The organism is Rhizobium azibense (assembly GCF_004342325.1).
In the GTDB taxonomy this organism is placed as follows: Bacteria; Pseudomonadota; Alphaproteobacteria; order Rhizobiales; family Rhizobiaceae; genus Rhizobium; species Rhizobium etli_B.
This window is the reverse complement of sequence record NZ_SMBJ01000001.1, coordinates 436536-448610: the sequence shown is the minus strand read 5'-3', so window position 1 is coordinate 448610 and position 12075 is coordinate 436536. Positions and strand designations below refer to the sequence as shown.

At 58.6% G+C, this 12075-nt stretch carries 11 protein-coding genes; 2 read left to right on the top strand and 9 right to left on the bottom strand.

The window, feature by feature from the left end:
* Nucleotides 1–50: 50 nt before the first annotated feature.
* Nucleotides 51–1160, top strand: coding sequence for a LacI family DNA-binding transcriptional regulator (locus EV130_RS02135; RefSeq protein ID WP_132659122.1), 1110 nt, complete (start codon nucleotides 51–53; stop codon nucleotides 1158–1160).
* Between the two features lie 299 nt (nucleotides 1161–1459).
* On the opposite strand, the gene EV130_RS02130 is transcribed toward EV130_RS02135, so the two are convergent.
* The 3 genes from EV130_RS02130 to EV130_RS02120 all read right to left on the bottom strand — a co-directional run bounded on the left by EV130_RS02130 (nucleotide 1460) and on the right by EV130_RS02120 (nucleotide 4276).
* Entirely contained in the window at nucleotides 1460–2377 is a 918-nt protein-coding gene (locus tag EV130_RS02130) for a sugar ABC transporter substrate-binding protein (RefSeq protein WP_132659120.1), read from the bottom strand.
* Between the two features lie 79 nt (nucleotides 2378–2456).
* Nucleotides 2457–3221, bottom strand: coding sequence for an ATP-binding cassette domain-containing protein (locus EV130_RS02125; RefSeq protein ID WP_074063856.1), 765 nt, complete (start codon nucleotides 3219–3221; stop codon nucleotides 2457–2459).
* Nucleotides 3218–4276 carry an ABC transporter permease gene (locus EV130_RS02120; protein ID WP_207900846.1) on the bottom strand — a complete coding sequence of 353 codons (1059 nt, stop codon included), beginning with the start codon at nucleotides 4274–4276 and terminating at the stop codon, nucleotides 3218–3220. The genes EV130_RS02125 and EV130_RS02120 overlap by 4 nt, the downstream gene beginning before the upstream one ends.
* Before the next feature lie 99 nt (nucleotides 4277–4375).
* On the opposite strand from EV130_RS02120, the gene EV130_RS02115 reads away from it, so the two are divergent.
* Nucleotides 4376–5263 (top strand): GntR family transcriptional regulator, encoded by an 888-nt coding sequence (locus EV130_RS02115; protein ID WP_132549342.1) that lies wholly within the window; start codon nucleotides 4376–4378, stop codon nucleotides 5261–5263.
* 293 nt (nucleotides 5264–5556) lie between these two features.
* On the opposite strand, the gene EV130_RS02110 is transcribed toward EV130_RS02115, so the two are convergent.
* The 6 genes from EV130_RS02110 to EV130_RS02085 all read right to left on the bottom strand — a co-directional run bounded on the left by EV130_RS02110 (nucleotide 5557) and on the right by EV130_RS02085 (nucleotide 12029).
* A complete protein-coding gene (locus tag EV130_RS02110) occupies nucleotides 5557–6306 on the bottom strand; it encodes a ribonuclease activity regulator RraA (protein WP_074063853.1) in 750 nt (249 codons plus the stop codon).
* Between the two features lie 21 nt (nucleotides 6307–6327).
* Nucleotides 6328–7491 (bottom strand): mandelate racemase/muconate lactonizing enzyme family protein, encoded by a 1164-nt coding sequence (locus tag EV130_RS02105; protein WP_074063852.1) that lies wholly within the window; start codon nucleotides 7489–7491, stop codon nucleotides 6328–6330.
* A 33-nt stretch (nucleotides 7492–7524) separates the two neighbouring features.
* Nucleotides 7525–8622, bottom strand: a complete 1098-nt coding sequence (locus tag EV130_RS02100) for an ABC transporter ATP-binding protein (protein WP_132659116.1) — start codon at nucleotides 8620–8622, stop codon at nucleotides 7525–7527.
* Nucleotides 8623–8632: 10 nt separating this feature from the next.
* Entirely contained in the window at nucleotides 8633–9523 is an 891-nt protein-coding gene (locus EV130_RS02095; protein ID WP_132659114.1) for a carbohydrate ABC transporter permease, read from the bottom strand.
* Nucleotides 9520–10476, bottom strand: a complete 957-nt coding sequence (locus EV130_RS02090; protein ID WP_132659112.1) for a carbohydrate ABC transporter permease — start codon at nucleotides 10474–10476, stop codon at nucleotides 9520–9522. Before EV130_RS02090 ends, EV130_RS02095 begins: the two co-directional genes overlap by 4 nt.
* A gap of 74 nt (nucleotides 10477–10550) precedes the next feature.
* On the bottom strand, nucleotides 10551–12029 hold the full coding sequence (locus tag EV130_RS02085; protein WP_132659110.1) for an ABC transporter substrate-binding protein: 1479 nt from the start codon (nucleotides 12027–12029) through the stop codon (nucleotides 10551–10553).
* Nucleotides 12030–12075 lie beyond the last annotated feature (46 nt).

The following is a 12075-nucleotide window of genomic DNA, read 5'->3' as shown; positions in this document are numbered from 1 at the left end:
TTAGCCAACATGCCTAAATCCATTCATTCTGATCGGAGACAGTTCCACGAATGCGAAAACCCAGGACCCAAAAGAAGAACAGGCACGCCGTCGATAAGCCCGTCCGCGTCACGATGATGGACATTGCCGCGGCGGCTGGCTGCTCGCAGGCAGCCGTTTCCTTCGTCCTCAACGACACGCCCGGCACCCGTATCTCGCAGCAGACGCGCGACCGGGTTTTGGAGGCGGCGCGTGCGCTCGGCTACGTGGGGCCGACTTATACGACCACGGCCTCTTATTCGGGAACGGACAACGTGATCGGTTTCGCCGTAGATCAGCTTGCCACCAGCCCGGAAGCGATCGTCGCGATCGAAGGCGCGCGGCAAGCCTCCTGGAACGCCGGCAATGTCCTTTTGGTAACCCAGACGCTCAGTGATCCCATCATGGAGCCGAAGGCAATCGAGGCGTTGACGAATGGGGGCATATCGGCACTTATATATATGACGATCTATACCCGCCAGATCGAGCTTGCTTCTTATATTTATAAACTGAACATCCCGACAGTGCTGCTGAACTGCTATACGGCGGACCATGCCTTTCCTGCCGTAGTGCCGAGCGAGATCGCCGGAGGGCAGACCTCGACCCGGCACCTGATCATGCACGGTCATCATCGCATCGCAACGATCACCGGCGAAATCTGGATGCAGGCTGCGCAGGACCGGCTCACGGGATATCGTCGGGCGCTGGCCACCGCCGATATACCCTTCGACCCAGACTTGGTGGTTGAAGGCGACTGGTCGGCGGGAGCCGGCTATGCCGCCACGATGAAACTGCTTGCCCTGACAGAGCCGCCGACCGCGATCTTCTGCCAGAACGACCGCACTGCCATCGGGTGCTACGAAGCGCTGAAAGACGCAGGGCTCCGCATTCCTCAGGACATGTCGGTGGTGGGTTACGATGACGAGGAGATTTCGCGACATCTCGTACCCCCGCTGACGACGTCGGTTCTTCCACATCTCGCCATGGGGCAATGGGCGATCGAACATCTCAACCCGGAAAGTACGCCCGGCAAGCGCTATCCAATTGCGAAGCTCGAATGCTCGCTCGTTAAGCGTCATTCCGTCGCCGTGCCGCCGGCCGAAGCACGGCAGATCCACGATGGAGCACATCCTCAGCCATAGGTCTCGGGTCTGCACCAGCGCAAAATGCCGCCGGCGTTGGCCCGGCAAATTGACCCGCTCTTCCTGGCTTCCAGCGACTACGTTGAGAAAGGCGAAAGGGACAACGGGTGCGGCAGCGACGACAAGTCGACAACGGGCAAAGGTCAACTGCGGTATCGGGGATCGGCATATCGCGTGCCGAGAAAATTCAAACCGGCTGAGGAGACGATTGAAATCCGGGCACAAGGAGCGGTCACGCGTCCGGCCCGTCCGCGAAGGACAGGCCGTTTGCTTGATCCAATACCCACAGGGGCAACGGTTCACTGGAATTTTGCCATGTTCTCAGGCGTCACCAGGGCAGCGCCCGAGTCGATCATAGACTCGACCTTCTCTCCGCGAATCGATTTTACCAGCGCATCCACACCGAGTTCAGCCATCTTGGTGGGGAACTGTGCCACCGACGCATCCTCCACTCCACTCTTCAGCGCCTCCTCTTCACCGCAGCAGAAGTCGAAACCGACCAGTACAATCTTGTCATTGGCAGTGCCGGCGTTCTTGATGGCGCGCGCCGCTCCAGCAGCGGGCGGGCCGCAAGCGGCATAAATGGCCTTGAGGTCCGGGTTCTTCGTTAGCAGATCCTCGGCGACGCTGATCCCGAGTTCCTCGCTGCAGTTTGTTGCGCCTTTCCCGACGATCTTGACGTCTAGACCGTTCAGTCCTTCAAGCATACCCTTCACACGGTCATCCAGCGCTGGCACACCGGGCACGCCCTCAAGTATCCCCATCGTGTCGCCGGCCCTAAGAACAGTTTTGAGGTATTCGCCGGCGATTTTGCCTGCAGCGAAATTATCCGTCGTGGCAAGCGCCGTCCTGCCTTTCCAATCCGGAATATTGTTATCCATCAGCACGACCTTGATACCGGCCGCCACTGCCTTGTCCAGGGCAGTTGACACGGTGGGATCGACGGGCGTGATGGCAATGCCCTGCACCCCTTGTGTCACCATGGACTCGATCTGTGCAATCTGGCCCTCGATGTCGGTTGCGGACGAACCCTGGCCGTAGATGATCTCTACGCCGGGATTTCTCTTGGCATATTCTTTGGCTGCGTTCTCCATTGTTGCGAAGAACGGTACGGGGAATTTGGTTATAAAGCCGAGTTTCACCGGCTCCTGCGCCAAGGACGGCACTACGGCGACGGCCAGGAGCGTAAGAGCTCCCAGCAGGGATTGCGGTTTCATGATACACCTCCCACGTTTTCGACCGCCCTCCTCTAGAGCGATCTCGTTGTCCGCTGCTCCAACGAAGCAGCGATCTCCCTTAAGCCTCGGCGCCGACAATCATCGCGACAACGTCCTGCTTGTTTGCTTCCGTTGGCTTCAATTCGCCCACCTTGCGACCCTGCCGCAGCACAACCGCTCGATCGGCGATTTCGACCACATGCTCCATGTTGTGCGTGATGATGATCACGGCATTGCCGTCGGCTTTGAGCTGATTGATAAGGTCGAGCACCTGACGAGACTCGCGAAGACCGAGGGCGGCCGTTGGTTCGTCAAGGATCACCAGCTTGCGCGCAAAAACTATAGCGCGCGCCACCGCGATTGCCTGTCGTTGTCCGCCAGACATCAGCGCGACCGGCGCATCGAATCTCGGCAGTTTAACCTTCAGGCGATCGATGACACTCGCTGCTTCCCGCCTCATCACGCCCGTGTTGAGGAAGCGGAGCGGACGCGGCAACCAAGAGGGAAAAGCGATTTCCCGTCCGCAATAGAAATTCTGTACGGGGGTTAGGTTGTCGAAAAGCGCCAAATCCTGGTAAACGGTTTCAATACCGGCGCGGCGAGCGGCCGCCGTTGAATGGAGCGATACGGGAGCACCATCCACGAGGATCTCTCCTTCGTCGAGACTATGAAGCCCGCTGATACATTTGACGAGCGTCGACTTGCCGGCGCCGTTGTCACCCAAGAGAGCGGTTACCTCACCCGAATAGGCATCAAAGCTCACATTTTTCAGGGCTTGGATTGCGCCGAAGCGTTTCTGGGCATTTCGAACCGAAAGTGCCGGTGTGGTGGATGTCGGGTTCATTGTCGGCTCGCCGACTGAAGGACGCGTGCGCGCGCTTCGAGATGGTTACGAAGCACGTCAGCCTCTACGGCGATGACGATAACGAGCCCAATCGCGATCATTTGAAAGAACACGTCGACGCCGAGAAGGTTAAGGGCGTTGCGGATGACGCCGATCAGCACGGCGCCGATCAGGGCGTGGCCGAGATGGCCTCGTCCGCCAAGGAAGCTGGCGCCACCGATAATCACCGCAGCAATCGTGTCGAGCTCCAAAAGATTGCCGTAGATTGGCGAGGCGGCAGAAGTCCGGCCCGCGAGCAGCATCGCGCCGACACCTGCACAAAAGCCGGAAATAATATAGGTCGAAAGCAGAACGCCCCTTACCGGTATACCCATGCTTCTGGCAGCATTCGGCGAGCCGCCGACTGCATAGATCCATCGGCCAAAGACCATCGACTTCGTCAGGATGAGAAAAAAAAGCCCGAACATGCCCACGACTAAAAAGGAATTGGGCACACCAAGCGTCGTACCGCCGCCGATCGCAGTCACAGCATCGGGCATTCCGCGCATAGTGGTGTGACCGGGCGCCAATGCAAGTGCCAGGCCGCGGCAGATACTCAAGCTTGCAAGTGTAATGATAAAGGGATGTGGCAGCCGCCCGTAGACAAAAACTACACCGTTGAGCGCACCGACGGCAGCACCGGCAAGTAGCATGGCCATAATGACCACGACCGAGGAATCGACCTGCTGGTAGATGAGTCCGCCGATGACTGTCGCCAGCGCAAGATTCGAGCCGACAGACAGATCAATGCCGCGCGTCAGGATAACGAGCTGCTGCCCCATTGCCACAACGGCAATCACTGCCGTCTGCGCCAAGATGTTCCCCAGGTTAACAGGCTTTAGAAAAGCCGGCGTGATCAAACTGACGACGGCGATGAGCAAAATCAAGATCAACAGCGGGCCAAGGCTCAATAGCTTCAGTCCCAATGTGATGCCAGATTGTCTCGGGTGGAAGGTTGCATCTTGCAAACCACCAGGCCGTGACGAATTCTCAGGCAGAATCCCGGAGTCTTCCAAATTCCCCTAGCCTCCTTTGTTTTTTATACATAAGAAACATATGATACACGTACGTCAACTTGTTTTTTATGGATATGTAACCATACTGAGAGTTGAATCATGAGAACCGATACGACCTTCAAGCGGGCATTTAATGATATGCTCGAGATCATTCAGACGCTCGATCTTGGGGAGGAACTGCCGTCCGAAAATGCACTGCGCGCCCAGCTTGGCGTGAGCAGAACAACGGTGCGCAAGGTACTGGCGGGAATGGCCGCACGTGGGATCATCATATCTGAAGGGCATCGGCGGATCATGCGTAAGCAGCCGCGGCAGAAAGAGCGCTATCCGAAGGAAGAGACCTTAGCAATTTCGGAACAGGTCGAGACGAGCTTCATGGAATGGATGCTGCGCGGTGATGCCTCTCCGGGCACTGAAATCAATGAGACGGAATTAGCTCGGAAATTCGGCGTCGCGACAACGATTGTCCGTGAGTTTCTCAATCGATTTCAAAAATATGGGCTGATTGAGAAGCGTCAGAATGCCGGCTGGGTTTTTAAAGGGTTCACAGCCAGTTTTGCGCTCGAACTGTTCGAGATCAGAGAGATGTTCGAAATGCGCTCCGCACGGCTGTTCGCCGCCCTGCCCGACGGGTCGCCCATCTGGAAACAGATCCAGGTTATGCGGGCGGCACATTTGGAACTGCTCACAGATATAGACGCTCGATATCAGGATTTCTCGGAGCTGGACAGCCGATTTCACCGGCTGATTACGGCAGTCGCGCCAAACCGCTTTATCGAAAGCTTCCAAGACGTGATCGCCATGGTCTTCCACTATCATTACCAGTGGAACAAGCGCGATGAACGCGCGCGGAATGAGGTTGCCATCAAGGAACATCTCGCGTTGATCGAAGCCCTTGAAAGCCGCAACGTCGCTTCGATCGATCGCGCTTGTCGGCTGCATCTGACTTCCGCCCGCGAGACTTTGCTTCGCTCGATCATGCAATAGCCTTGCCTGCACGCGGCACTCATGGTCCAATGCGGAACAGGCACGATCCCCGGCCATACACTCGGCTGTGACATCGCCGGATCCGTCGTCCGCTCAACGTCATCGCGGCGTTGAGGGACGTGTCCTGGGCTGACCCTTCATAGTTGCGCTTGATGTGAGGGTGGTAGTAATGCTTCGACAGACGTACGATCCGAAGGTGACGCAGGAACTCGCGGTGATGAGGATCGTGTTTCCATTGGTCGGATTAGTGATTTGCATATCCGCATTGCTGCTCGCCTCGGGTAATCCATAGTCTAATTTCGGTTCTCCAAGCGGTTTGTTTTGCGCCACTCTTCATACTCTCCGCGGGCATCGTCATGCAGCGGATAGTAGCGCTGCAACGACCCGCCCTCCATAAGCTTCACTCTCGAGAATTCCTCCCAATCGTGATGCTTTTGCGACTCTTCGATTACCTTCGAGGCCATTGCGAGAGGAAGCACCACCACCCCGTCGTCGTCGGCGACGATGATGTCGCCGGGGATTACCGTGACACCGCCGCAAGCAATCGGAACGTTGACGGCATTGGGATAGATGCTGGTCTGCACATGGTAGTTGGGAGTCCAGCCACGCAGCCATAGGGGGAGATCTAGCTTCTCGACGTTGGGCCGATCGCGCATGCACCCGTCGATTACGATGCCAGCGCCGCCTCTGCCTTTGAAATACGTCGACATCATATCGCCAAAGACGCCCGAGCTCATGTCGGCGCGCGCGTCGACCACGACCACATCGCCCTCCTGCGCGTGATAGAGCACGTGCCGGTGCAACTGCGTCTCCGGATCGGCATATTCTCCCTCGGTGAAGAGGTCCGGCCGCTGCGGCAAGAATTGAAGCGTGAGCGCCGGCCCGACGATCGACTTCCCGCGGTTCTGCGACACCGGACCGACCATGTGCGGATTGCGGAAGCCCATGTGGCCAAGTGTGCCGGCAACCGTCGCGGCGCCGATTTCCTTCAGTGCGTCAATCAGGTCTTTGGGCGGTCGCGTAATGTCGGGAGTATGGGTCATTTTAGACTCCGGTGGATGAAACTACCAGTTCGTAACAGAACCGTCGCGGCGCTTCAGGTGAGGCGCTTCCCAGAAACGAAAGCTCTCCGCCTTGATCGCCTCTTCGTTGACATCGACGCCAAGCCCCGGCAGATCGCTGACCGGGTAGTCGGTGCCGTCGAGCCGTGGTTGCACGGGGAAGAAGTCGGAATTATCGAAGCCCAGCTTTGTTTCGGGCACCCTGGTCTCGAGCCAAGCGAAATTCGGCACAGCGGCGGCGAGATGGATGGTCGCGGCCGTGCAGACTGGGCCGAGCGGATTGTGCGGCATCAGGTCCACATAGTGCGCCTCGCTCCAGCCAGCCACCTTCATCGCTTCGGTGAGCCCGCCAACATTGCAAACATCGAGCCGGTTGAACTGATGGATGCCACGCTCGATGTAGGGCAGGAATTGCCATTTGCTGGCAAATTCCTCACCGATGGCGAACGGGATGTCGGTCATCGTGCGTAGGGATTCGTAGGCCTCGGGTGTCTCGTCCCGTATCGGCTCCTCAAGGAAATCAAGCACGCCACGGCCGAGCTTGTTGCAGAAGCTCGCCGCCTCTGCCACCGAGAGCCGATGATGATAGTCGATGCCGAGGACGACGTCGTCGCCCAGCGCCTCGCGCGCCTTATTCAGCATCGTTGCGGTCGCGCCGATCGACTCGCGCGGCTCAAAGATGTCCTTGCTGTTTTGCCCGATGGGGAAGAAGCGGATCGCCTGCCATCCTTGTGCACGTAGTTCGCGGGCGCGTTCGATCGCTACTTCGCCCTCGGCCTCGTCGCCGGTCGAGGCGAAGGTGGGAATGCGGTCGCGCTGCTTGCCGCCCAAGAGTTCGTAGGCCGGCACCCCCAGCGCCTTGCCCTTGATGTCGTGAAGGGCAATGTCGAGGGCAGAAATCGCCGCCTGGAGAACGCGCCCGCCTTCGAAGTATTGGCTGCGATAGATTTCCTGCCAGATCCGACCAATCTGCATCGGGTCGCGGCCGATGAGAAACTCGCGATAGTGCTCGATCGCACCGGCCACGGCCTTCTCGCGACCGCTGAGGCCGCTCTCGCCCCAACCGAAGATGCCATCGTCGGTCTCGACCTTGACGAGCATCTGGTTGCGTGTTCCTACCCATACTGGATAGGGCTTGATAGCGGTGATCTTAAGCTTCGTAGTCATCCACACCCTCGTTCCAGACGCATCGGCTCTGTCTCAGTTGGCCTTGAGGGCCATTTCTGTTTCGCCGTCGAACAGATGCATCCGCTCCTGGTCGAATTCGAGCCAAATCTGTTCGTCGGGCGCGACGGCAATGGTCGGCGGCACGCTGACGTTGACGATGGCGCCAGACAGGAACGCCTGTACGAAGGTGACGTCTCCGGTCGGCTCCACCGTGTAGGCCTTGGCAGGAATGCTTCCTGGCACCGCACTCTTATGCAGCTTGATCGTCGAGTGACGTGCGCCCAGCACGACTTTCTTGGTGGTTGCCCTCGCGATCTTCCGGGCGTTGTGTGGCGAGAGCTCGAGGCTCCAGCCCTCCGCGCTGGTCAACACAGTATTGCCGCCTACCGTTGATGCCTCCAGCGGAACAAGGCTCATCGCCGGGCTGCCGACGAAGCTGGCGACGAACATGTTCACCGGATGGGCGAAGACCTGCGCCGGTGAATCGTATTGCTGCAGGTAGCCGCCGTTCATCACCGCCATCCTGTCGGCCATGGTCACGGCTTCGAGTTGGTCGTGCGTCACATAGATGATCGTTGCCTTGAGGTCCTGGTGGAAACGCTTGATCTCCGACCGCATCTGCACGCGCAGCTTCGCGTCGAGGTTGGACAGTGGTTCATCCATCAGGAATACCGCCGGATCTCGAACAAGGGCGCGGCCCAGGGCCACACGCTGCTGTTGCCCGCCCGAAAGTTCGCGCGGCTTGCGTTCGAGCAGCTGCGTCATGTCGAGCACTCGCGCTGCTTCCTTGACCTTCCTGTCGATCTCGTCCCTTGGCAGTTTGCGCATCTGCAGCGGGAACGCCAGATTCTTATAGACCGATTTTTGCGGATAGAGCGCGTAGTTCTGGAACACCATTGCGATGTCCCGGTCCTTGGGGTCGAGGTCGTTGACCACCCGGTCCCCGATGACGATGTCGCCCGATGTGATGGGGATCAGCCCCGCTACGAGATTGAGCGTGGTTGTTTTGCCGCAGCCTGAAGGGCCAACGAGCGCTACGAATTCGCCGTCATTGACCGTCAGCGAAACATCGTTGACAGCTTTGAAGCTGCCATAGGTCTTGACAAGATCTTTGAGGACCACGTGGGCCACCGGCAACTCCCTAGTGCTTAACTGCGCCTTCTGTAAGGGCGCGTACGAAGTATCGTTGCAGGACGAGGAACAGGACCACGACGGGCACGCTCATCATGAAGCTGGCCGCCATCAGGCCCGGAAAGTCTGTCGTATTTTCAGAGAAGAAGCGCTGTATGCCGACCGGCAGCGTCAACTGCTCGTTCTTGGAGAGGAAGGTGTAGGCATAAATGTACTCGTTCCACGCACCGATAAAGGAATAGATCGCCGTGGCGATGATTCCTGGCGCCGAGAGCGGCATTACGATCAGGACAAAGGCCTGGAATCGCGTCGCTCCGTCGATGCGCGCCGCCTGCTCGAGCTGCACCGGGATGTTGTCGTAGAAGCCCTTGAGGAGCCAGATTGCCAGCGGCAGGCCGAATGTCAGGTAGGTGAGAATGAGCGATCCATGCGTGTTCACCAGCCCGATCGCGCGCATCAGGATGAAGAGCGGCACGAGAAAGATCACCGCCGGGAACATGTTGCGAAGCAAGACGGCGAAGAACAGAAAGTTCCGGCCCAGGAAGGTGAAGCGCGAAAACGCGTAGGCCGCAGGAACCGCCACGATCACCGAAAGGATGGTCGTGGCCATGGAGACGAAAAGGCTGTTCCAGAAGAAGCGCAGGAAGTCCTGGCCGACGCTGTTTTGTGGATCGAGCAGCTTCTGGTAGCTTGCGAGCGTGGGCTGGTCCGGCCACCATTGCGGGGGGAACTGCATCGCAGCGAAGCCTGACTTGATCGATGTGATCAGCATCCAGATCATCGGCAATGCGGTGTAAAGCAGCATGAAGAGCAGGAAGATGCGTCCGCCCCACCGCCATCCGTCGATGCGCACACGGCGACGCGCCTGACCTTTATGAGCAGTCTCTGCAATCGTGCTCATTCGCTTGCGTCCTTCCGCTCGTTACCGCTCAGCGCCCGGACGTAGAAGTAGCCAAACGACATCAGGATCAGGAACAGCAGCACCGAGTAGGCCGATGCCACTCCCCAGCGTTGGCGGCCAAAGGCGAGTTCATAAATGTGGGTGATCCAGATATGGGAAGCGTTCGACGGCCCGCCGCCGGTCATGATCCAGGGGATGATGAACGAATTGAAGTTGGCAACTGCCAGCAAAAGGATCGTCACCGTCGAGACATTCCTGACATGTGGAAAGGTGACGTGCCAGAACCGCTGCCACGCATTCGCTCCGTCGACCTTTGCGGCGCGCAGCAACTGGTCGGGGACCGTCTGCAACCCCGCCATCATCATGATCATGGCAAACGGGAATTCTCGCCAGATATTGACGACGATCAGCGAGGGAAGCACCGTACTCACGCTGTCGATGAAGTTTGGCGGGCGGTCGGCCAATCCCAGGCCGACTAGGACCGCGCCGATGATCCCGAAGTCCGAATGGTAGATCCATTTCCAGATATAGGATGCGGCAACCGCGCTGATGACCCATGGAATGATCAGGATCGCGCGCAGGATGGCGCGGCCGGCAAAGTCACGATGGAGCGCCAGCGCGCAGGCGAATCCGAGGACAAACGAGACGAGCGTCGATCCAATCGTCCAGATAAGAGTGTTCGAGGTAACGGTCCAGAACACCGGACTTTTGAGGATGGCCGTGTAGTTGTTGATCCCGACGAAAGTCTTGTCCCGAAGCTGCAGGCCAGGCGGCGTATTAAAGAACGACAGCTCGATCGTGTAGTAGATAGGGTAGGCTATGACGATCAGCATCACGGCGATCGCAGGAAGCACATACGCATAGTCGGCGCGATGCTCCCAGGTCTTTCGCAGCACACCCGACCTGACACGCGGTCTTCGGGGAGCCTCGGCCTTTCCAGTCAAGATCGTCACTGTGCTGAGCCCTCATCCATGGGAACGAAACCGGCTGCAACCGATGCGCAGCCGGTCAGATCGTCGGACTTGAACTAGAGCCCGCCGTCCATGAGCTCTTTGACCTTCTTGGCAGCGTCGTCGGCTGCCTGGTCGACGGTCATGGCCCCAGTCAGGGCGTTCTGCAGCATGTCCGGGATTATGATGTTCATGATCTCGGGCGACTGTGGCAATGCCGGGAACGGGATGCCGTATGGCAGCATCGATGTCGTGACATCAAGGAACTTGATGCTTTCGAGGCGTTCCTTCATCCATTTGGTCTTGAAGCCGTTGAGGTTTCCAGGGTTCGAGCCTGCATAGGCCATCTTCAACGACCATTCCGGGCTCGTCCACATGCAGACCATGGCCTTCGCAGCCGGCTCGTCTACCTTGCCGCCCTCCACATATTCCGGCTTCAGGATATGTATGTTCGAGCCACCAAACACCACGGCGCGCTTGCCGTCGGGGCCAGTCGGAATCAGGCCGTAGCGCATATTGTCGATGACCGTCTGCGCCTTCTGCTTGTCGGTGTCGGTTGCCTTCTTCTGCAGGTCAAGCATGACGTCGTAATCCGAAGGATGGGAGATCATCATGCCGAGCTGGCCAGCCAGGAAGAGGGGCTGGTTGTCGGCCTGCTGGTTGGTGAGCGCCGAAACCGGAACCGACTTGTCGCGTACATACATGTCGTAGGAGACCTGCAATGCCGCCTTGCTTTGCGGGCTATCGAGCGCGACCGTCTTATAGGTCGGCTCGGCGGTAGCCTCGTCGAAGACACCGCCGCCATAGGCCCAAAGCTGCGGCATGAAGCGGTAGGGCGTGTTGCCTGCATTCTTGCGAGCCACGAGGCCATAACCGGCAATGCCGAGCTTGTCGTGGATCTGCTTGGAATACTTGACGACATCATCCCAGGTCGCCGGGGCCTTGTCGGGATCAAGGCCGGCACGCTTGAAGATATCGGCGTTCCAGATGAACGCCATCGTCTCGTTGTTGGTTGGAATGCCGTAGGTCACACCGTCCCAGGTGACGGCTTTCATCGCGCCTGGCCAGAAGTCCTCGCTCGAATACCCCACATCCTCCGGCTTCAGAGGCTGCAGGTAGCCCTTTGACGCAAACTCGGTGCCACCCAGGATTTGCAGGCGGACCGCCATCGGCGCGGCATTGCCAAGGAGCGCGGTCCGGAACTTGTCCAAGAGGTCGTTATAGGTGAGGGCTTGTTCCTCGAGCTGGATGTTTGGATAGGTCTTGCGGAACGCTGCGAAGAAATCCTTGTAATACTGGCGCAGCAGATCGGGGTCGCCCTCGAACACGCCCTGATACCAGAAAGTTAGCCGGCCTTTGTAGTCAAGCGGGGTGACCTTGCCGCAATCAGCCGCGGTGTCAAACTCCTGCGTACCGGCAATGGAGCGGACATATTGCGGCGACCACTGGCTCAGGTCGACCGGCGCGGCGAGCGCAGACGCAGACATCAATGATACCGTCAAAGCAGTGGAGACAGTGCCGCGCAGGACGGCACCTCCGAGTGAAATCCTCGTCATAGGTATCCTCCAGGTTTCTCTCCCATGCCGCTCTGCATCAAGGCGA